23 protein-coding genes are annotated in these 20467 nt (G+C 31.2%); 19 read left to right on the top strand and 4 right to left on the bottom strand.

The window, feature by feature from the left end:
- Positions 1-3 precede the first annotated feature (3 nt).
- From eutL to K337_RS0111815, 13 genes are all read left to right on the top strand, one after another.
- Positions 4-657 carry an ethanolamine utilization microcompartment protein EutL gene (gene eutL / locus K337_RS0111875; RefSeq protein ID WP_028856802.1) on the top strand — a complete coding sequence of 218 codons (654 nt, stop codon included), beginning with the start codon at positions 4-6 and terminating at the stop codon, positions 655-657.
- A gap of 11 nt (positions 658-668) precedes the next feature.
- Entirely contained in the window at positions 669-1064 is a 396-nt protein-coding gene (locus K337_RS0111870) for a BMC domain-containing protein (protein ID WP_028856801.1), read from the top strand.
- A 20-nt stretch (positions 1065-1084) separates the two neighbouring features.
- Entirely contained in the window at positions 1085-1372 is a 288-nt protein-coding gene (locus K337_RS0111865; RefSeq protein WP_028856800.1) for a BMC domain-containing protein, read from the top strand.
- A 69-nt stretch (positions 1373-1441) separates the two neighbouring features.
- Positions 1442-1957 (top strand): BMC domain-containing protein, encoded by a 516-nt coding sequence (locus tag K337_RS0111860; protein WP_037029868.1) that lies wholly within the window; start codon positions 1442-1444, stop codon positions 1955-1957.
- A gap of 10 nt (positions 1958-1967) precedes the next feature.
- Positions 1968-3422 carry an acetaldehyde dehydrogenase (acetylating) gene (locus K337_RS0111855; protein ID WP_028856798.1) on the top strand — a complete coding sequence of 485 codons (1455 nt, stop codon included), beginning with the start codon at positions 1968-1970 and terminating at the stop codon, positions 3420-3422.
- An 8-nt stretch (positions 3423-3430) separates the two neighbouring features.
- Positions 3431-4186: a hypothetical protein gene (locus K337_RS0111850; protein ID WP_028856797.1), complete on the top strand. Its 756-nt coding sequence runs from the start codon at positions 3431-3433 to the stop codon at positions 4184-4186.
- Positions 4176-4796 carry a phosphate propanoyltransferase gene (locus tag K337_RS0111845; protein ID WP_028856796.1) on the top strand — a complete coding sequence of 207 codons (621 nt, stop codon included), beginning with the start codon at positions 4176-4178 and terminating at the stop codon, positions 4794-4796. Before K337_RS0111850 ends, K337_RS0111845 begins: the two co-directional genes overlap by 11 nt.
- A complete protein-coding gene (locus tag K337_RS0111840; RefSeq protein ID WP_028856795.1) occupies positions 4793-5365 on the top strand; it encodes a hypothetical protein in 573 nt (190 codons plus the stop codon). Before K337_RS0111845 ends, K337_RS0111840 begins: the two co-directional genes overlap by 4 nt.
- Positions 5366-5369: 4 nt before the next feature.
- The gene (locus tag K337_RS0111835; RefSeq protein ID WP_028856794.1) at positions 5370-5630 is read left to right on the top strand and encodes a EutN/CcmL family microcompartment protein; all 261 of its coding nucleotides are present in this window, start codon (positions 5370-5372) and stop codon (positions 5628-5630) included.
- Positions 5623-5901 (top strand): hypothetical protein, encoded by a 279-nt coding sequence (locus tag K337_RS0111830; protein WP_028856793.1) that lies wholly within the window; start codon positions 5623-5625, stop codon positions 5899-5901. The genes K337_RS0111835 and K337_RS0111830 overlap by 8 nt, the downstream gene beginning before the upstream one ends.
- Positions 5891-6994: an ethanolamine utilization protein EutH gene (eutH, locus tag K337_RS0111825; RefSeq protein ID WP_028856792.1), complete on the top strand. Its 1104-nt coding sequence runs from the start codon at positions 5891-5893 to the stop codon at positions 6992-6994. Before K337_RS0111830 ends, eutH begins: the two co-directional genes overlap by 11 nt.
- A 5-nt stretch (positions 6995-6999) precedes the next feature.
- Complete coding sequence (locus K337_RS0111820; RefSeq protein ID WP_028856791.1) at positions 7000-7443, top strand: cupin domain-containing protein; 444 nt, start codon at positions 7000-7002, stop codon at positions 7441-7443.
- Positions 7444-7452: 9 nt separating this feature from the next.
- On the top strand, positions 7453-8574 hold the full coding sequence (locus tag K337_RS0111815) for a 1-propanol dehydrogenase PduQ (protein WP_028856790.1): 1122 nt from the start codon (positions 7453-7455) through the stop codon (positions 8572-8574).
- Positions 8575-8945: 371 nt separating this feature from the next.
- Here the strand turns inward: K337_RS0111815 and K337_RS0111810 are convergent, their stop codons facing one another.
- From K337_RS0111810 to K337_RS19275, 3 genes are all read right to left on the bottom strand, one after another.
- Entirely contained in the window at positions 8946-10040 is a 1095-nt protein-coding gene (locus K337_RS0111810) for a leucine-rich repeat domain-containing protein (RefSeq protein WP_028856789.1), read from the bottom strand.
- A 243-nt stretch (positions 10041-10283) separates the two neighbouring features.
- The gene (locus tag K337_RS0111805) at positions 10284-10484 is read right to left on the bottom strand and encodes a cold-shock protein (RefSeq protein ID WP_028856788.1); all 201 of its coding nucleotides are present in this window, start codon (positions 10482-10484) and stop codon (positions 10284-10286) included.
- Positions 10485-10670: 186 nt separating this feature from the next.
- On the bottom strand, positions 10671-12020 hold the full coding sequence (locus tag K337_RS19275; RefSeq protein ID WP_028856787.1) for a pyridoxal-phosphate dependent enzyme: 1350 nt from the start codon (positions 12018-12020) through the stop codon (positions 10671-10673).
- A gap of 588 nt (positions 12021-12608) precedes the next feature.
- Here K337_RS19275 and K337_RS0111795 point away from each other — a divergent pair.
- The gene (locus tag K337_RS0111795; RefSeq protein WP_028856786.1) at positions 12609-13508 is read left to right on the top strand and encodes a DMT family transporter; all 900 of its coding nucleotides are present in this window, start codon (positions 12609-12611) and stop codon (positions 13506-13508) included.
- A 92-nt stretch (positions 13509-13600) separates the two neighbouring features.
- Here K337_RS0111795 and K337_RS0111790 read toward each other — a convergent pair whose 3' ends face one another.
- A complete protein-coding gene (locus K337_RS0111790) occupies positions 13601-14575 on the bottom strand; it encodes a LacI family DNA-binding transcriptional regulator (RefSeq protein ID WP_028856785.1) in 975 nt (324 codons plus the stop codon).
- A 301-nt stretch (positions 14576-14876) separates the two neighbouring features.
- On the opposite strand from K337_RS0111790, the gene iolG reads away from it, so the two are divergent.
- The 5 genes from iolG (at position 14877) to K337_RS0111765 (ending at position 20447) form a co-directional block, all read left to right on the top strand.
- Positions 14877-15899 carry an inositol 2-dehydrogenase gene (iolG, locus tag K337_RS0111785; RefSeq protein ID WP_028856784.1) on the top strand — a complete coding sequence of 341 codons (1023 nt, stop codon included), beginning with the start codon at positions 14877-14879 and terminating at the stop codon, positions 15897-15899.
- Positions 15900-15965: 66 nt separating this feature from the next.
- A complete protein-coding gene (locus tag K337_RS0111780) occupies positions 15966-16934 on the top strand; it encodes a substrate-binding domain-containing protein (protein ID WP_028856783.1) in 969 nt (322 codons plus the stop codon).
- A gap of 112 nt (positions 16935-17046) precedes the next feature.
- Positions 17047-18573 (top strand): sugar ABC transporter ATP-binding protein, encoded by a 1527-nt coding sequence (locus K337_RS18410; protein WP_211226103.1) that lies wholly within the window; start codon positions 17047-17049, stop codon positions 18571-18573.
- Positions 18574-18589: 16 nt separating this feature from the next.
- Positions 18590-19612 carry an ABC transporter permease gene (locus K337_RS0111770; RefSeq protein WP_037029861.1) on the top strand — a complete coding sequence of 341 codons (1023 nt, stop codon included), beginning with the start codon at positions 18590-18592 and terminating at the stop codon, positions 19610-19612.
- Between the two features lie 40 nt (positions 19613-19652).
- Entirely contained in the window at positions 19653-20447 is a 795-nt protein-coding gene (locus tag K337_RS0111765; RefSeq protein WP_028856781.1) for a 5-deoxy-glucuronate isomerase, read from the top strand.
- Positions 20448-20467 lie beyond the last annotated feature (20 nt).

Below are 20467 nucleotides of genomic sequence, written 5' to 3'. Positions count from 1 at the left end.
AAAATGATTAATGATCCGTTGAAAGCAAAAGTATTAGGAGTAAAGGTTATACCAAATGTAGATGATAAGATGGCAAAGGAATTAAATTTACCGAATGGGTATAAAAGTATTGGAATTGTTACGGCAGATTGTGATGATGTAACCTATACGGCACTTGATGCTGCTACTAAAATGGCAGAAGTAGAGGTTGTTTATGGGAAATCATTTTATGGTGGTGCAGCAAATGCAAATACTAAATTAGCAGGAGAAGTTATTGGGATTATAGCAGGTCCAACCCCTGCCGAAGTAAAGAGTGGTTTAGATACAATAATTGATTTTGTAGAAAATGAAGCGTGTTTCTATAGTGCTAACGAGGATGATTCTATAGCTTATTATGCACATTGTATCTCAAGAACTGGGACATATTTATCAAAAACTTCTGGAATAAAAGAAGGAGAAGCCATCGCTTATTTAATAGCTCCTCCTCTAGAAGCAATGTATGCTCTAGATACAGCAATGAAAGCTGCAGATGTAACAATGGTTTCATTTTTTGGACCACCATCTGAAACAAACTTTGGTGGAGCTTTATTAACTGGAAGTCAATCAGCGTGTAAAGCGGCTTGTGAGGCTTTTGCAGATGCTGTTAAGTATGTCGCAGCAAATCCAACTAAGTATTAAGGAGCAAAATGATGAAAGCATTAGGAATGATGGAAACTGTAGGATTAATAGGCGCTATAGAAGCTGCAGATGTAGCTACTAAAACAGCAAATGTTGAAATTTTAAACAAGCATTTTATTAGTGCAGGGATAGTAACAGTCGAAATAACTGGAGATATTGGAGCTGTTAAAGTAGCAATAGAAGCAGCGGAAGAATCTGTTAAAAAATTAGGACTTTATGTGAGTAGCAATGTAATAGCTAGACCGAGTGAATCAATTGCAAATTTAATTTTAGACAATCTTGAAAAAGAAAATTTTAAAACACTAGAAAAAGTTGAAAAAACAGAAACAGATTTAGTGGTAAAAGAAATAAAAGAATTAAAACAAGAAACAACAGCTAAAAAAAAAGAAATAAAAAATAAAAAATAAAAAATATAGGAGGATTAATTATGGCAACTTTAAATGCATTAGGAATGATTGAAACAAAGGGGTTAGTAGCAGCAGTAGAAGCAGCAGACGCAATGGTAAAAGCAGCAAATGTAACATTAGTAGGGAAAGAAATGATCGGTGGAGGATTAGTTACTGTATTAGTTAGAGGAGATGTTGGGGCTGTTAAAGCGGCTACAGACGCAGGAGCAGCAGCAGCAGATAGAGTTGGAGATTTAATTTCTGTTCATGTAATTCCAAGACCTCATTCAGAAGTTGAAATTATTTTACCAAAAGCAATAACTAAATAGTAAAAAATTAAATTGGCAGAAGCTGTATAACGTTACAGCTTCTGCCGTTTAAAAATTAAGGTGATTAATATGAGTTCCATTGGTGTAGCCGAATTTTCTAGTATTCCTGAAGGAATAGAAACACTAGATAAATTTTTAAAAATAGTAAATGTTGATGTATATAGAGCAGGAACAACGTGTCCAGGCAAATATTACTTTATAATCTTAGGGGACACAGAATCCATAAATATAGGTTTAAATAATTTAAAGGAAGAACAAAAAAAAATATCAATCTCAGGGGTCTCAGAAGATGTTTTGAAAGCAATAAGAAATCAAAATAATAAAAAGATTAAAAGTTCTATTGGAGTATTTGAATTTTCAAATATTTCTGAAAGTCTTTACTCTTTAGATAATTTAATAAAAAAAATAGATGTGGCAATAGTTAAGCTAGTATTAGGCTACGGTATTGCAGGAAAGAGTTATTATGTTATAACTGGAAATATAGATTCTATAGAAGAAGCGATTATTTTAGTGACTGAATCATACAAGGTAAAAAGTTATCGAAAAATAAATAATCCTAGTAATGGAATATTAAAGTATATTTAGGAGGAAAATAATGGATAAAGATTTATTGTCAATACAGCAAGTTAGGGATTTAATGGCCCTTTCTAAAGGTGCACAGAAAAAATATGCTGAATTTAATCAAGAAAAAATTGATTACATAGTTAAAATTGTTGCAAAAGAAGTATCTTCTTATAATGATAAATTAGCAAAACAAGCAGCAGAAGAAACTGGTTTTGGTATATGGGAAGATAAAGTTATTAAAAATAAGTTTGCTTCTGAATACCTGTATGAATACATAAAAGATATGAAAACAATAGGAGTAATAAAAGAAACAGAAAACATTTTAGAAATAGGTGTTCCTGTAGGGGTTATAGCGGGAATAATACCATCTACTAATCCTACTTCTACAACAATATATAAAATTTTATTAGCATTAAAATCAGGAAATGGAATAGTTGTTAGTCCTCATCCAAATGCTAAAAATTGTATACTAGAAACCGTTAGAATTATGCAAAATGCAGCATCTAAGGCTGGGGCACCGGAGGGATTAATTGGAGTAATTGAAATTCCAACTTTGCAAGGAACACAAGCTCTTATGAAACATAAAGATACTGCAGTTATTTTAGCAACAGGTGGAGAAGCAATGGTTAGAGCCGCTTATAGTTCAGGGAATCCAGCAATAGGAGTTGGACCTGGAAATGGACCTGCATTTATAGAAAAAAGCGCGAATATAAAACTTGCTGTAAAAAGGATATTAGACAGTAAAACATTTGACAATGGTGTTATATGTGCTTCAGAGCAATCAATTATTGTAGAAGAAATAAAAAAAATAGAAGTAATAGAAGAATTAAAAAAACAAGGAGCTTATTTTTTAACAAGAGAACAATCAGAAAAATTAGGAAAATTTATATTGAGAGCAAATGGGACGATGAATCCTCAGATAGTAGGGAAAAGCGTAGAATATATAGCAAATCTTGCAAATATTGAAATTCCAAGAGGTACAAGAGTAATAATATCAGAAGAAACCACAGTATCTAAAATAAACCCTTATTCAAGAGAAAAGTTAGCTCCAATATTAGCTTTTTACGTAGAAAAGAATTGGGAAGACGCTTGCAAAAGATCTATAGAAATATTAAATAATGAAGGAGCAGGACATACATTATGTATCCATTCAGAAGATAAAGCAATTATTAGAGAATTTGGATTGAAAAAACCAGCTTCTAGAATATTAGTAAATACCCCAGGAGCTCTAGGGGGGATAGGAGGAACAACTAATCTAGCACCTGCACTTACATTAGGATGCGGGGCAGTTGGAGGCAGTTCTACATCGGATAATATTACACCATTAAATCTTATAAATATAAGAAGATTAGCTTGGGGAGTTAGAGAGTTAGAGGATCTAAAACCTAATAAAACTTCTACTTTAAATAATAAAGAATGCTCAAATACAAATATAGATATAGAAAATGTAATAAAAAAAGTAGTACAAGACTTATTAAATAGGTAGGTAACTATATGGTAGTAACAGAATTAAGTTTAAAAGAAAGCTATAAAAAACAAGAATTTAATAAATATTATTTAGAGAAGGGTGCAATATTAACACCCTCCGCTAAACAATTTCTTCATGACAAGAAAATAGAAATAACTAAAATAAAAAATGAACAAGAACAAAATAAAAAAACAACAACAGAAAACTCAATAGAGAAAAGTGTCGTTGCTAAATATAAAGGAGTTATGGGGGAAGTATATTTTGAAAAACCAGAATATATGACTCAACTTTCAGAGAATATATTAATAAAAAAAAATCATAAAATAATTTTTTTTAGAAGTAAAATAGATAATTTTTTATCAGAATTAATACTAATCGAAAAACAAGTTAATACTGATAAAAACAAGGGATTAAAAGAAGATTTTAAGAGCATAAAACAATTTTTAGATGAAATAATAAAAGCAGAAGTATTAAACACTAAATTAGATAAAGATTTAAAAATTTTTAATTTATCATTAGAAAAAATAAGAAAAATCTCACATAATCCTAAAAAATATTTTTCTATGGATCACCTTTTTGGTATATCATCTGAAAATAATTTGAGGACTTTGTATCTGAATAAGTTAAGAACTTTGATTAGAGAAGTAGAAGTGACGGCTGTAGATGCTTTTGTATCAGAATCAAAAGTTCAAAAGATAGACCTTTTAAAAGCCCTAAATAGATTAAGTAGTGCAATTTATATAATGATGCTAAAGGAGGAAAAAGGGGAATATGGGAATTGATGAAATAGTAAAGCTTGTAAAAGATCAATTAGAACATTACAATGCAAACAAAATACCGATAGAGGCATCTGGAAGACATATTCACTTATGTTATAAAGATATAGAACATTTATTTGGAAAGGGATATGAATTAAAGAAAAAAAAAGAGTTATCTCAACCAGGTCAATTTGCTTGTGAAGAAAGAGTTAGAATAATTGGCCCAAAAGATGTAATAGAAAATGTAATAGTTTTAGGACCTGCTAGATCAGAAACTCAAGTTGAAATCTCTTTGACTGATTGTCGAAAATTAGGAGTAAAACCATCAATAAGGAATTCAGGAAATATAAGAGATACAGCTGGATTAATTGTGACAAACAAAGATAAACAAATAACATTGGAAAGGGGAGTAATAATCGCAAAGAATCATATTCATATGAATTTAGAAGAAGCAACAAAATTAAATGTTAAAGATAGTGATAAAGTTAAAGTAAAAATACATTCAGAGAGACCACTGATATTTGAAGAAGTATTAATAAGAGTAAATGATTCTTTTAAATTAAGTATGCATATTGATTATGATGAAGCTAATGCATGTAACCTTAATAAAAATTCTTACGGAGAAATAGTATGAATGAACAAAATTTAATAGAATTAATAAAAAAAGAAGTAAGCAAATATATAAAAATGGAAAATAGTTTGAACAAAAATATAGAAATTATAGGCGAAGATGTACTTTTAAAAGATGAATTGAGTAAGAAATTTAAAATTTCTGATAAAGGTGAATACTTAATTATTACAACTATTGGAATAAAAGAGATGGTTGCTCTCTCTCAAGGAACTTATGAAAGTGATTATTGTGAAAAAATTTTAAAAGGATTATTAAATGGCAAGAAAATTTTTTTAATAGAAGAAGGAATAGCTTGGAGAGCATACAAAAAAATTCCATTACATCTAAAAGTGATTTATGAAAAATATGAAAAAGAGATAGAAAAATATGGAATTCAAATATCTAAAAGGTTAGAAATACAAGAAAAAATAATAAAGAAAAGGGAATATGTTTCCGAAGGGATTTTAGATTTTAAAAAAATAAAAAATGAATTTAATTCTAGTAAAGTAATAGAGATTTCTAAAAATGTAAAAATAACAGAGTTAGCCAAAGAATTTGCAAGGGAAAATGAAATCAAATTATTAAAAAGGTGATGGAATGAAAATAGGTAAAGTAATAGGAAATGTTTGGGCCACAAGAAAAGTAAATAATCTGAATGGATACAAATTTTTGATAGTTGAACTAGAAAATGGTGAAAAAATTGTTGCTTGTGATAATATAGGAGCAGGTGAGGGAGATAAAGTTCTAGTGACTCTAGGAAGTGGAGCAAGAAAAGGGACTTATGAAGAAGATGTACCTATAGATTCGTTAGTTATAGGTATTATCGATGAAATAGAAGAAGGAGGAGGAGATGAATAAGAAGGTATTAATTACTTTAAGAAATATAGAAGAATATATTTGTGGTAGCGACTTTTATGTATCTAAAAATATGGTTCTATCACCTATAGTAAAAGATTATTTGAAAGAGAGGGATATAAAACTATCTTATAGTGAAACCAAAGAAAATAAAAAAATGTCTTTAAAAAATAGAATTAAAACAATCTTAGAAAAAGAATTTAACATAGTAGATACTATAGAAGTAAATAGAATTACAAAAATAGTTGAGGAGATGATAAAAAATGGGAATTAACGATATTATTATTTATATAATGGTTTTTTTTATGGCAGTAGGCGCTATTGATAAATGTATAGGGAATAAATATGGATATGGAGAAAAATTTGAGGAAGGATTTATGGCTATGGGAGCGCTAGCGCTAGCAATGGTAGGAGTTATATCGTTAGCTCCAGTATTAGCTAATGTATTAAGACCAATAGTTTCTCCACTATACCAAATGTTAGGGGCAGATCCTGCGATGTTTGCAACAACATTACTTGCTAATGACATGGGAGGATATCCTTTAGCTATGCAATTAGCAGAAACTCCAGAAGCAGGAACATTTGCAGGTCTTATTTTAGGAGCTATGATGGGTCCAACAATAGTATTTACAATACCAGTAGCTTTAGGAATTATAAAAGTTGAAGATAGGGAATTTCTTGCAAAAGGTGTATTAGCAGGAGTAGTAACTATACCATTAGGTTGTTTAGTAGGTGGATTAGTAGGTGGATTTAGTTTAGAGTTAATTTTAGTTAACTTAATTCCAATAATTTTGTTTGCTGGAATAATAGCTTTAGGATTATGGAAAATTCCAGCTAAAATGATAAAAGGGTTTACAATTTTTGGTCAAGGAGTAGTAATTGTTATTACATTAGCTTTGGCAGCAATAGTAATAGAAACTTTAACAGGAATAGTAGTTATACCAGGAATGGCACCAATATCTGAAGGAATTGAAATAATAGGGGCTGTTTCAATAACGTTAGCAGGAGCGTTTCCATTAGTTCATTTTATTACTAAAGTATTTAACAAACCCTTATTAAAGTTTGGAAAACTTTTAGGAATGAACGAAACTTCTGCAACAGGAATGGTGGCAAGTTTAGCAAATAGTATTCCTATGTTTGGATTAATGAAAGATATGGATGAGAAAGGGAAAGTACTAAATGTTGCTTTTGCAGTAAGTGCTGCTTTTGTTTTTGGAGATCACTTAGGATTTACTGCAGGAGTTGATAGAAGTATGATATTCCCAATGGTAGTAGGAAAATTAGTAGGAGGAATTACTGCTGTGACATTGGCATCATATATGTATAGTGCATCTAAAAATAAAAAAATAGTGGGTGAAGAAGTATAATGGATATAAATCAAAAAGAATTAGAAATATTAATAAAAAAAGTTATTGAAGCAGAATTAGGTAATAAGGAAAATTCAAAAAATAAATACTTTGATCCAAGTGGCATAGGAGTAATAAAAGCAAATAAAATAGAACAAGAAAGATTTGATACTGGAAATCCTAATGATGAAGTCTATGTTACTGATTTATTTTCATTAACTGAAAGTCCAAGAATAGGGGCAGGAATGATGGAGATGAAAGAATCTACTTTTGACTGGACATTAAATTATGATGAAATAGATTATATAATTGAAGGAACATTAAAAATTATTATTGATGGAAGAGAAATAATTGGAGAGAAGGGAGATGTAATGCTAATTCCTAAAGGTTCAAAAATTAAATTTAGTGCTCCAGATTACGCTAAATTTATTTATGTTGTTTATCCAGCTAATTGGCAAGAACAAAACTAGGAGGATAAAATGAAAGAATTTAAATTAAAACCTGAAATAAAGTACGGGTGCGAATCTTTAGTATGGATTAACAATTTGAAATCAAAAAAAATTCTTATAGTGACGGATAAGACTATGGTTAAATTAGGTTTAGTTGATAAAGTAATATCTAATTTAAATGGATCAGAAGTAAAGGTATTTGATAAAGTTGAACCTAATCCAACTATAGAAGTTATAGAAGATGGAATAAAAGAATATTTTATGTTTAATCCTGAAGTAATAATAGCATTAGGAGGTGGTTCTCCTATAGATGCCTGTAAAGGGATAATTTATTTTAGTTATAAAATTCAAAAAGAACATAAAGGAGATATAAAAAGAATTCCATTTATAGCAATTCCTACAACTAGTGGGACAGGTTCAGAAGTAACTTCTTATAGTGTTATTACAAATAAAAATAATAAAATAGCTTTAGCTGATGATGAAATGTTACCAACTATGGCAATATTAGATCCGGAGTTTATGAAAACTTTACCTAGAGTCGTAATTGCTGATACTGGAATGGATGTATTAACTCATGCAATAGAAGCATATGTATCTACTTCTAGGAATTCGTTTACGAATGCTTTATCTTTAGAAGCAATTAAAATAGTTTATAAAAATTTATTAAAGCATTATGGGAATGCTGAATTATTAAAACCTAGAGAAGAAATACAGCATGCTTCATGCATGGCCGGCCTAGCCTTTAATAATTCTTCTTTAGGGATAAATCATAGTATAGCTCATACTTTGGGATCTAATTTTCATTTATCTCATGGGAGATCAAACGCAATAATAATGCCTTATGTAATAGAAAGTAATAAAAATGCTCATGAATATTATTTTGAAATTTCTAAAATGTTAGGGTTGCCTTCAGAAAATATAGAGGAAGGTAAGAATTCTTTGATAGCGTTGATTAGTATTTTAAAAAAGGAAATGAAAATTCCAAATTCTTTTAAAGATTTAGGTATAGAGTTTAAAGATTATAAAAAACTAATTCCAAACTTTTTAAGAGATATAGAAAAAGATATTTGTACAATTGGAAATCCTAATCAATTTAATAATGAAGAGTATATTGAGCTATTAATCAAAATTTATTATGGACAGTGTAGATGATAGTAACTTTTGGGATTATTAAAAATAGAATTTAAAAAAAATAAAGTACTAAAAACGTACTAATATTTTTTGAAACATAAATTTAAAATTGATTTATGTGAGAATAATGGGATATAAAGTATCAAAAACAGAGGTTGAGAGTACAAAAAAGATTAAAATTACAGAGTGGGAATAGATTTGTATCTATAAAAATCATTGAAAATAAAGAGGTTGCAGAGAATTTATTTTTAAATACTCCTAAATTATATTTAATAAGAAAAGTCTACCTTAATTGGTAGACTTTTTTTTGAGTACTTAAATTAGCAAAATTTATTTTAATTCTTGCCTCTTCACAATTATCATTGTATAAATCTGCTGAACCTATCTTTTATCTACCTAGGAGTAAAGTTGATGTGTGGGTTATCTGCTTCTATCTTAAGTGTTACCGTACGGTATTCTGAATTCTCTGTGATAGGGTTGCTACGCATACAGACATGAAAAAACTTATTAAGTTTAGAGAATGCTTTTTCAAATCCGGCAACTGTATCTATCTGGTTATTAGAAAGATCGAGATTCTGTAGATTATCAGGGAATTCTACATCCTCCAAGGTCGTTATCTGGTTGCTGAGGAGATCGAGACTCTGTAGGTTATTAGGGAAGTTCACCCCCTCTAAGCTCGTTATTTTATTGCTGAGAAGATCAAGGCTTTGCAGGCTATCGGGGAACTTTACTACCTTTAGGTTTGTTATCTGGTTGCTAAAAAGATGGAGAGTTGTCAGGCTATCGGGGAACTTTATCCCTTCGAGATTCGTTATCTTGTTGTTATTAAGACCAAGAACAGCTAGGTTATCAAGACCAGTAAAGTCTAGACCATCCAAGTTAGCTATCTGGTTGCTAAAAAGATGGAGAGTTGTCAAGCTATCGGGGAACTTCATCCCCTCAAGACTCGCTATCTTGTTGTTATTAAGACCAAGAATAGTCAGGTTATCAAGACCGGTGAAGTTTAGACCCTCCAAGTCAGCTATCTGATTGTGCTTGAGATTAAGTTCTATTAGACCACCGGGGAACTTTACTCCCTCTAGGCTAGCTATCTTGTTGTTATTAAGATCAAGGCTTGTCAGGCTATCAGGGAACTTTACACCTTTCAGGTTCGCTATCTGGTTGTGATTGAGATTAAGTTCTGTCAGGGTGCCAGGGAACTTCACTCCCTCTAGATTTACTATCTTATTTTGACTGAGATCAAGTTCTCTCAGATTCACGAGATGATCTATCCACTTCAGCTCTATAATTCCTTTATTTATTGCTGTCAACTTTGTTATCAGCATCAGTTCATGTGTGAACAAGTTATAAGGGTTGGATGAGAGAGTGACATCTTTCTCAGCTGCCGCCAGTTTCAATGCCTCCCAGATTAAATCCCTAAGGCTTTCGTCATCTATCATTACGGCAGTCCACTTAATTTCTACTATTTTTGATATCGGTAAAATCATTTTTATTCCTCCTCTTGATACCACCAATTATGCACTAAATATTTACTCTTATAATATACAATCACTTTTTTTTATTCCTCTTCAAAAGTTACTAAATTGTTCATAAAAAATATTATTACTTATCATAACAGGCTATAATTACTTAGGTAAATATATGATTCTGATGCAATGATTGTGGAAAAATTTAAAATAAAAAAAGTGGTAGAAATTTCTACCACTTTGAATATTCAAAATTATATATAATTATACAGTTTCGATCTTTGAAGCTTGAGGACCTTTATCGCCTTGAGTGATTTCGAAAGTTACTTCTTCTCCCTCGTTTAAAGTTTTAAATCCTTCTTTGTTGATTTGAGAAAAATGTGCGAAGTAATCGTTTCCGTCTTCTGCTGAAATAAATCCAAATCCTTTCTCCTCATTAAACCATTTAACTGTTCCTTTTAACATTTGTTACCTCCGTAAAATTTTAATACAGATAAGTTTTTCTTAAAATCCATTTAACTTTCAACCCTCTGAAAGGGTTTCTTAACCAATGAAGCTCTTGTCTGACTCTCTGTTACTACAAATATAATACCATAAATGTTACAGAAAGTAAAGTTTTATTTTTCAGTGAGGTTTCAATTTAGAATAAGTCTATATTTCACCCTGGTAGATCATACGATTATAAGCATGTTTAAATCCGAGCCTTTTATATAGTTTTTTAGCTCCTTTATTATCTAAATCTACATGGAGCGATAGATTGCCATCGGTTAGATCAATAGCACGTTGTATTAATTCAGTTCCGACTCCCCTTCCCTTGCTTACTTTATTGGTTCCGATATATGCCAAATGATATTTTGGTATGAATTCTTCAAACCCCAGATTGACAATAATACAGACACCTTCATATATACCGTTACGAGAAGCTAATAATATAAACCCTTTATCGATAGCATTTTTTATTGCATCCTCTGTTTCTGCTACAGAATCTGAATATTGCACCAGTAATTCCCGGGTTAATTTGACCAATTTGTCTTTAGAAACCTCATCGTAGTCATTTAAATTTTCAATATTTATGATACTCTTGCCCTCATTCAGGATAATTACATGTCTTCCATTTTTTACTTTTTTATCTTTAACTAATTTATAAAAAGCTGCAAAAGAATATGCCTCCTGTTCATTTACCTTTATCTGCTCCTTCTGTCTTAAAATTTTTACACTTTCTTTTAACAGTTCTTTGCTGATGGAAATAACCTCACCATCGGTTTCATTGATGTCGAGAAAAGTCTGTTCCAATAATTCTATATCCAATAATATATGATTTCTTGATAACTCTTTATCTTTAAATCCTTCAAGAACGTTATTTTTAATTTCTTTAGTCCTTTGAAAGTATTGAAATACTGCATTTCCTTTTCCCCAGGTTCCACATATAATATTTGAAAAGTTTTCTATTTCACCATTCATCCATTTTTTTAGTAAATAGTTATGTATACTGGTTAATGTATACCCATAGCTTAACTGGGTATATATAGTATCTACTCTATAATTCAGCTTCTTGAAAATCTCATCTGTTAAGTTTTCCAAGATCATTTGGTTTATATGAGTATTGGTATAACCTTCAGCTGCCAGGTAATAATCTTTATCTTCTGCAGTTTTTGTTATTATTTCTAATTGTGATTTATATTTTAAAGATCTTAAATCCAGGATTCCCTGATCTTTAAATTTTACTATTTTCCACCTTTCTCCCTTAAATAAGGGAATCACAATATCTAAATTTTCCAGAGCAGCGTAATATAAGATAGAATTAATATAACTGACTGAACCATTTACAACAATTCCTGTATATTTGTGAGCAATGGCATCTTTTACTAGTACCTCAGCTATCCTGTCATGCTTATGACCCGCTGGATTTGCACCTTCTAATTTTATATAGATCTCTCCTACATCTAACAGCTTCTCAAGTTTATGTGCTCTCAGTAAGGGTGTTCTCCCACTTTTTAACATGTTATATCCTCCTTTTCCAGCAATTAATAGTTATTAAAACTCATGTATATTATTACGGAATGAGCAACCTAAATCCTCTAAGATCTATATTAGATTTTATTTAAGTCATTGGATATACCTATAAATTATAGGGGACTTAATCTGCTATGGAATTTATTTTTAAATATAGTCAAAAAAATAAAGACCCCCTAACTGTAATAGTCACACAGTTAAGAGGTTTTTATTTTTATATTTTATTTTAAGGAAAGAAAGAAATGAAAAAAATATTATTTTCATTTGCTTATACTTATCAGACGCCACTTAGGTGGAAAAAGTTTAAAATTAATTTTTTTTTTAAAATAAAAGAATAGAGAGGATTAAATGAAATAAAAAAATCTATCTGTTCAGCTATATTTAGTAAGCTTTAGTTTGTTTATTAGTTAAAATCTTTATTTCATCAGGCTGCTGTATTGACTTGTGTGAATTTATGAACTATAACCTTACTAATAAGTTAATCGCGATTAAAAAAGATGGAAATTTTTATTTAAAGAGAATTGTACTGAAATAATATTTGAAGAAATTTTATTTTTAAATAGGGAGGGAAATAAAGTGGCCAATTTATATGGGACTGTATTATTGATTTTTGCTTCATTAATCTGGGGGAGTGCCTATCCTTCCATGGAATATTCTTTTAATTTAGGGGTAGGGGTCTTCTCTTTATTGACTGTTAGATTTTTTATCGGTGGACTGATATTATCCATAATATATTTTAAAGAACTCAAAGGGTTAAGTATAGAGGAGATAAAAATATGTTTTTGGTCATCTGTATTTGTATTTATAATGTTCTTTACTATGAGCTATGGGCTACTCTATATATCATCATCAAGAGGTGCTGCACTATTTTCTTCCTATTTAATATTCACCTTAATAATTAAAAGAGTTTTAAAAAAAGCGCAATTTAGTGCAATAAATATATCCTATTCACTCCTCATAATAATTGGGATCTTCTATGTCAATAAAAATGGTCTTTCGCTCAATGGATTTAGTATAGGGGACTTCTATTCGATTTTAAGTGGTTTCTGTTTTGCTTTAAACATAGTATATTTAGAACAAAATTCTAATAAGATGTCCTATAAAAAACTTTCTGTTATCCAGATGTTTTTATGCGGCTTTTTTTCTTTGATATTTATTAATGTGTTTAATGAAAAGCCTTTTCCTTTGACGAAAGCTTTAACAATGAATATATTATATCTGAGTATTGTAGTTACAGCTTTTGCATATACAGCACAGAATCAAGCACTAAAATTTGTAGATGCTGAAAAAGCTTCTGTAATATTGTCTACCCAGAGTATTTCTACTATTTTTATTTCTGTTATGGTTTTCGGAGAAGTTTTAAGTACAAATATGATTATAGGAATTATCTTTATCGGATTAGGTATTTTTTTGTATAGTATGAGTACTGGACAAAAGAATAAAAAATTGATTGGTTCTAAACACAAAAGAGCATAAAAAAATCCACCTAGGTAGATTCCTAGGTGGATTTTTTATTTATCCTTTAAAGTTTATTCGAATATCTAAAAATTATTTACACTGCTAAATAGTTAAGAACTATTTCTTTGAATAAAAATAGGGTCTAGCAGAATTCTTTTATTATCCTTACTTTTTATAACTTCATTGAAGGCTAATTTGGCCATTTCTTCGATGGGTTGTTTTATAGTAGATAATCCGTCTCCTAAAAATTTAGAAATTGGACTGTCATCGAATCCAATAACTGCTACGTCTTCTGGGACTTTTATATTCAATTCTTTTAATTTTTTTATGGCTCCCATTGCGATAACGTCATTAAAAGCGATAATTGAATCAAATTTTATTTTTTTCTTTAAGAGTTCTTCTACCAGTAAATAACCATCTTTTCTAAATTCGTGTGAGTTTGCTATAAGTTTCGGATCAAACAGGTTATTATCTGTTAATATTTTTTTAAAGGCCAAAAATCTTTCCTCGTTGGCAAAAAGTTCTTTTCCCCCTCCAAGATAAGCGATTTTTCTTTTGTTTTTCCCTAGAAGATGAAAGATAGCTATTTTTATCGCCTTGTAGTTGTCTATCTGGATGGACTTAACCTCTATTTTTTTCAAACTTGAACCTATAAATATAATTCTCGTATCATATTTCAGAGCAGTCTCTAAAAAACTTATATCATTGGATGTAGGGATCATAATGATACCATCTACCCTTCTTTCTATTAATTTCTTTACATAATCCCTTGTCCGTTCCTTACTCCAGTTGGTATTACAGAGAAATATTGTATACCCGGCACGGTTAGAAACTATTTCAATCTCCCTTGCTAATTCTGCCATGAAGCCATCGGTTATATCCGGAAGAATAAGACCAAGAGTTTTGGTTTTTTTCATAACCAATCCCTGGGCTATTGAATTAGGTACATATCCCATGGAATCAGCCGTTTCTTTTACCAGTTTTCTGGTAGAAGGCTTTATTTCTTTGTGATTATTTAAAGCCCTGGATACCGTGGTATAAGACAAACCTAACTGGCTGGCAATATTTTTAAGTGTAACTCCCATCTGGATTCCCCCAATAATTTTAATTCTTATTTTAAAATTATAACTTAAAACGTTTTAAATATCAAATTATTAAATAAAAAACTGTTAAAAAAATAACTTAATACAATATTTCAGCTTGCAATAATTTAATCTAAATCAGTAAAAATAGCAGTTAAAAGACATATTTGTATATTTTTTTGGTTCTTTTGTTCTAAATAAGTTATAAAAAGATTTGACAAATAAAAAAAAAAGAAGTATTTAATTAATAGAAACTTTTTTAAAACGTTTTAAATTATTGGAAAAACTTTTAGGAGGATGAATAATGAAAAAAATTAAGTTTGGAATGGTGGGTCTTGGAAGACTTGGAATTCAACATGCTGAAAACATTGCTTTTAAAATTCCTGAAGCAGAATTGACTGCTATTTGTGCCATTGAAGAGGAAAGAGTAGAAGAAGTTAAAACAAGATGGGGTGTCCCATATGGATATACTGATTTTGACGAGATGATTAAAAACAATGAATTAGATGCAGTGTTCCTATGTTCGCCATCACATCTGCACTGTGACCAGATTGAAAAAGCATTGAAGGCAGGGCTGCATGTTTTTTCTGAAAAACCTTTGGGAATAACATTGGAAGAGTGTAAAAGAGCAGAAAAGGCCATTGAAAACCATCCAGATAAGGTGTTTATGCTGGGATTTATGAGACGCTATGATCCTTCATATGTATACGCTAAAAAGATGATAGACCAGGGGAAAATAGGGAAACCATTTTTATTCAGAGGATACAGCCAGGATCCAGAGTCTGCAATAGCCGGAGCAATTGCCTATGCAGGACATTCAGGGGGGCAATTTATCGATATGGCAGTACATGATATAGACCTTTCGAGATGGCTTCTAGATTCCGAACCCATTCAAACATGGGGGATAGGCGGATGCTATAAGCATGATGAGTTTGGAAAACATAAAGATGGGGACAATGTATCTGCACTTTTAAAATTTAAAAATGATGCAATGGCATTTATCTTTGCCGGAAGAACGGCTCCTCACGGATATAATGTTGAAACTGAAATCATTGGAACAGAGGGAATATTAAGAATTGCCAATGTCCCCCAGAAAAATTTAGTGGAAGTTTTGGATCCCAGTGGTGTGAGAAAAGAATGTTCCCAGGATTTCTTGGAAAGATTTGAAACTGCATATGTAGATGAATTAAAAGAATTTGTAAACTGTATTATAAATAAAAGAAAACCAGAGGTAACTGTATATGATGGGACAAGAACTACAATTATAGCCTATGCCTGCAAGGAGTCATTTGAGACAGGTAAACTCATTGATATTCAAGAAAATTAATAAAATAGATGTTGATTAGAAATTTTGTTATGGGAACTTCATGATTTTAACTTAGGAGGAAAATTAATGAAAAAATTATTAATGATAATAGGGTTAGTTTTGACAATGGGATTACTTCAGGGATGCGGAGAATCATCCAAGGAGGAAGCTCAAAAAATAGACAACGAAAAGCCAACAGTTGCTTACGTTATCAATAATTTAAATGACACATTCCAGACCTTTATATTAGATGCAGCACAAGCCTATGCAGAAGAAAATGATGTTAATTTTATTATAGAAAATGCAAAAGAAGATGTTATCAAGCAGCAAGACTTAGTAAATTCGTTAATAGAAAGAAATGTAGACGCTATAATAGTAGTTCCTACTGATACAAGTGCTATGGGACCTATTACCGATGCTGCCATAGACGCCAAAATTCCTCTATGTTATGTAAATAGAAATCCATATGCAGGAAAAGAAGATAAAATGCCTGAAAATGTTTATTATGTCGGTGCCGATGAAATTACAGGCGGACAAATGCAGATGGATTTTATAGGGAAAGAAATGAATGGTAAGGGAAATATTGCAATTCTTATGGGAATTTTAGGAAATGAAGGTGCCCTAAAGAGAACTCTCGGTGTAAAAGAAGTAATAAAAGAAAAATATCCTGAAGTTAAAGTACTTGCAGAAGAAACTGGTTTATGGCAAAGAGACAAAGGATTAGCAATTGCTGAAAACTGGATTACAACATATGGAGATGATATTTCTGCAATTATTTCAAATAATGACGAGATGGCATTGGGTGCAATTGAAGCTTTAAAAAGTAATGGTTTGTTAGAAAAAGTTAAAGTTATTGGGTTAGATGCTACACCTGATGCTCTTAATTCCGTGGAAAAAGGAGAACTTAGTGCTACGGTATTTCAAGATGCTAAAGGTCAAGGGTCAACAGCAGCCAAAAATGTTATTGATGTTATTCAAGGAAAATTAGTTGCAAATAAAATAACTTATATTCCATTCAAACTTATTACCAAAGAAAATTTAAATGATTTTAAGTAAAAAATATTATTTGAAATTATGTTAACTTAAAATATGATTTTAAGTTAACATTCTTTGAATTTTAAATAGGATAAGGAGTGATGTAGTGGAGGTTAATGAATATATTTTAGAAATGGATAAGATAGTTAAAAAATTTCCAGGTGTAATGGCATTGAAGGGAGTTAATTTAAAGGTTAAAACCGGAGAAATTCATGCTCTCATGGGAGAAAATGGTGCCGGAAAATCAACTATTATGAAGTGCATAATAGGGATACACAGACAGACATCGGGAGAGATTATTTTTAACGGTAAAAAAATGAAAAAATATGATACAGAAACAGCATTAAAATCAGGGATTTCAATGATACATCAGGAATTAAGTCCGATATTATACAGGTCTATCATGGAAAATATCTGGCTTGGGAGAGAACCTAAGAATAAATTGGGTTTAATTGATCACAAGATTATGTATAAAAATACCGTAGAAGTATTGAAGATGATAAATTTGGACATAAACCCTAAAACTTTGATGAAAGATTTAAGTATTGCAAAGATACAAATGATAGAAATAGCAAAAGCAATATCATACGATGCCAAGTTAATCATAATGGATGAACCAACTTCAGCACTTACAGACAGAGAAATAGATCAGTTATTTAAAATAATATTTAAATTGAAATCTGAGGGAAGAAGCATAATATATACCTCCCATAAATTAGATGAAATATTTAAGATAGCTGATACGATTACGGTTTTTCGTGATGGGAATTATATAGGCAGCAAGCCCAGCAAAGATATGTCCATGGATGAAATGATCAAGATGATGGTAGGACGTGACATAGAGGACTTGTTTCCCAAGACACCCAGTGAGATATCCGGAACAAAATTAGAGGTAAAAAACTTAAGTGATGGAAATCATTTTAGAAATGTTTCTTTTAACCTGAAAAAAGGAGAAATTTTAGGTTTTGCCGGATTGATTGGTGCCGGGAGAACAGAGGTAATGGAAGCCCTGTTCGGTGTTCGTTCGATTATTAATGGAGAAATTTTAATAGACAATGAAAAAATAAATATGGATTCCTCATCTAAAGCTGTTAAGAATAAAATGGCCTTATTGACAGAGGATAGGAGAGAAACGGGTATTTTTCCGATGTTGTCGGTGAAAGACAATATGACTATAGTCAATATAGATGCCTATATAAATCCTAACAAATTAATAAATTATAAAAAAATGAAAGAAGACGGAGAAAAGTATATATCGGCGTTGGGGATAAAAACTCCAAGTTTAAACCATAAAATAGGAAATCTAAGCGGGGGAAACCAGCAAAAGGTACTGATAGCAAGGTGGCTTTTAACAGATCCGGATATACTTATTTTAGATGAACCTACAAGGGGAATAGATGTAGGAGCAAAATCTGAAATTCACAGATTGATATCAAAATTAGCCTGTGAAGGAAAGAGTGTAATAATGATTTCTTCGGAATTGCCTGAAATTTTAGGGATGGCTGACCGTGTGGTAGTGATGCATGAGGGGAAAATTACAGGGATTCTTGATAATGATGATGAGTTGACCCAAGAAAAGCTCATGGAATATGCAACCAATAAAAAAAATGATTACAGAAATATTACAAATAAAGAAAAATTAAAATTGACATTAATATAATTAAGGAGGCTAAAGAATGGCAGTAGAAACTGTTATAAAAAATGAAAAAAAATTTTTACTAAATGAAAATACAAATGAATTACTGAAAAAATATGGAATAGTTTTGATTCTTATGGGTATGGTATTGGTTTTATCCATTTTAAGACCTAATTTCCTGTCCGTTAGAAATATATTTAATTTAATAACCCAGTCTTCTATCTATGGGATATTGGCATTGGGGATGCTTCTTGTAATTGTTTCTAAGGGAATAGACCTTTCTGTAGGATCGGTTCTTGCATTTGCCGGAGTTGTGGCAGGGAGTTTGGGACAGACAATGGACGCCTTTGACAGGATGTTTCCGGGTTTACCGGAACTGCCGATAATAGTGCCGATAATAGTAGCTTTATTATTGGGAGCCCTATGTGGAGCCATAAATGGTGGACTGATAGCTTATACCGGGGTGCCAGCTTTTATCGCAACATTGGGAATGTATACTGCAGCAAGGGGAGCAGCACTTATGTATACAGGCGGGAAACCAATAAGCAGTATTAATCATTCCATAACATTTTTTGGATCTAGAATATTTAATGTCATTCCTGTTCCGGTTATTATCTATGGAATTATGATAATTATTACATTTATTATTATGAATTATTCAAAATTTGGAAAAAGTGTTTATGCAATCGGCGGGAATATAAATGCAGCAAAAATATCAGGGATTAAGGTTAAAAGAAATACAGTGCTTATCTATGCTTATGCCGGATTGATGGCGGGTCTGTGTGCAGTAATCTTTATGGGAAGAACAGGCGGAAGTATTCAGCCGGCAGCAGCTACTGGGATAGAACTTACAGCCATAGCAGCGGCAACAATAGGAGGAACCAGTCATTCAGGAGGCTTAGGAACTGTATGGGGTGTTGTAATAGGAGCCTTAATATTGGGAGTAATGGCAAATGGATTCACCCTTTTGGGAATCAATGCATTTATCCAGCAAATTGTAGAAGGATTTATTATAGTAGCAGCAGTTGTATTTGATATGAGAAAGAATAAAATTAAATCTTAAATTAAAAGAAACTTATAAAATTCAAAAGGAGAAACTAATTATGCTTGAGCATCAAAGTAATAATGAATTTAAATACGGATATAATTCTATATCAAAAGATGATGGAAAAAATAGATCAATGCTTATGGATTTTGGTGTATACAAAATGAAGGCTGGAGAAAAAGTAGAATTATATGACAGGGATAAAGAAACGGCAATTATCCTTTTTCAGGGGAAAATAAAATTTTTATGGGAAGGGGAAGAACTGCTTGCGGAAAGGGAAAATGTTTTTGACTGTGGTCCTTACACACTGCATGTTTCAAATGATAAAAAGGTGATTATAGAGTTTATCGAAGACGGAGAAATAGGAGTTCAAAAAACCATAAATCATAATTTATTTGATTCCAAATTATATACCCCGGAAGACTGCAAAGATAATATTTTTGGAGACGGGATAATGGATGGAACTGCAAGGAGACTTGTAAGGGATATTTTTAAATATGAAAATGCTCCCTATTCAAATATGGTTTTAGGAGAAGTAATAACATATCCTGGGAAATGGTCAAGTTATCCACCCCACAGTCATGCTCAGCCGGAAATTTATTTTTATAAATTCACAAAACCTCAGGGTTTTGGAGGAGCATTTGTAGGAGAAAATGTATATAAAATACAAAATAACTCAGCTTTAATGATAGATGGTGGTTTTACACATCCTCAAACATCAGCTCCGGGATATGGGATGTATTATTGCTGGATGATCAGACATTTAGACAAAAACCCTTGGACAAAACGAATTGACGATGATGCACATACATGGCTGCATGATAAGGAAAATAAAATTTGGCCTGAAAAATAAAAATATCAAATCTAAATAGG

The organism is Psychrilyobacter atlanticus DSM 19335 (genome assembly GCF_000426625.1).
Classification (GTDB): Bacteria; Fusobacteriota; Fusobacteriia; order Fusobacteriales; family Fusobacteriaceae; genus Psychrilyobacter; species Psychrilyobacter atlanticus.
Note: the sequence above shows the minus strand (reverse complement) of the source record. Positions and strands in the feature narration are given on the sequence as shown.

What these genes read in the sequence shown, in the direction of transcription:
- eutL (WP_028856802.1), top strand. Translation starts at nt 4, where the DNA reads ATGATTAATGATCCGTTGAAAGCAAAAGTATTAGGAGTAAAGGTTATA.
- K337_RS0111870 (WP_028856801.1), top strand. Translation starts at nt 669, where the DNA reads ATGAAAGCATTAGGAATGATGGAAACTGTAGGATTAATAGGCGCTATA.
- K337_RS0111865 (WP_028856800.1), top strand. Translation starts at nt 1,085, where the DNA reads ATGGCAACTTTAAATGCATTAGGAATGATTGAAACAAAGGGGTTAGTA.
- K337_RS0111860 (WP_037029868.1), top strand. Translation starts at nt 1,442, where the DNA reads ATGAGTTCCATTGGTGTAGCCGAATTTTCTAGTATTCCTGAAGGAATA.
- K337_RS0111855 (WP_028856798.1), top strand. Translation starts at nt 1,968, where the DNA reads ATGGATAAAGATTTATTGTCAATACAGCAAGTTAGGGATTTAATGGCC.
- K337_RS0111850 (WP_028856797.1), top strand. Translation starts at nt 3,431, where the DNA reads ATGGTAGTAACAGAATTAAGTTTAAAAGAAAGCTATAAAAAACAAGAA.
- K337_RS0111845 (WP_028856796.1), top strand. Translation starts at nt 4,176, where the DNA reads ATGGGAATTGATGAAATAGTAAAGCTTGTAAAAGATCAATTAGAACAT.
- K337_RS0111840 (WP_028856795.1), top strand. Translation starts at nt 4,793, where the DNA reads ATGAATGAACAAAATTTAATAGAATTAATAAAAAAAGAAGTAAGCAAA.
- K337_RS0111835 (WP_028856794.1), top strand. Translation starts at nt 5,370, where the DNA reads ATGAAAATAGGTAAAGTAATAGGAAATGTTTGGGCCACAAGAAAAGTA.
- K337_RS0111830 (WP_028856793.1), top strand. Translation starts at nt 5,623, where the DNA reads ATGAATAAGAAGGTATTAATTACTTTAAGAAATATAGAAGAATATATT.
- eutH (WP_028856792.1), top strand. Translation starts at nt 5,891, where the DNA reads ATGGGAATTAACGATATTATTATTTATATAATGGTTTTTTTTATGGCA.
- K337_RS0111815 (WP_028856790.1), top strand. Translation starts at nt 7,453, where the DNA reads ATGAAAGAATTTAAATTAAAACCTGAAATAAAGTACGGGTGCGAATCT.
- K337_RS0111810 (WP_028856789.1), bottom strand. Translation starts at nt 10,040, where the DNA reads ATGATTTTACCGATATCAAAAATAGTAGAAATTAAGTGGACTGCCGTA.
- K337_RS0111805 (WP_028856788.1), bottom strand. Translation starts at nt 10,484, where the DNA reads ATGTTAAAAGGAACAGTTAAATGGTTTAATGAGGAGAAAGGATTTGGA.
- K337_RS19275 (WP_028856787.1), bottom strand. Translation starts at nt 12,020, where the DNA reads ATGTTAAAAAGTGGGAGAACACCCTTACTGAGAGCACATAAACTTGAG.
- K337_RS0111790 (WP_028856785.1), bottom strand. Translation starts at nt 14,575, where the DNA reads ATGGGAGTTACACTTAAAAATATTGCCAGCCAGTTAGGTTTGTCTTAT.
- iolG (WP_028856784.1), top strand. Translation starts at nt 14,877, where the DNA reads ATGAAAAAAATTAAGTTTGGAATGGTGGGTCTTGGAAGACTTGGAATT.
- K337_RS0111780 (WP_028856783.1), top strand. Translation starts at nt 15,966, where the DNA reads ATGAAAAAATTATTAATGATAATAGGGTTAGTTTTGACAATGGGATTA.
- K337_RS18410 (WP_211226103.1), top strand. Translation starts at nt 17,047, where the DNA reads ATGGATAAGATAGTTAAAAAATTTCCAGGTGTAATGGCATTGAAGGGA.
- K337_RS0111770 (WP_037029861.1), top strand. Translation starts at nt 18,590, where the DNA reads ATGGCAGTAGAAACTGTTATAAAAAATGAAAAAAAATTTTTACTAAAT.
- K337_RS0111765 (WP_028856781.1), top strand. Translation starts at nt 19,653, where the DNA reads ATGCTTGAGCATCAAAGTAATAATGAATTTAAATACGGATATAATTCT.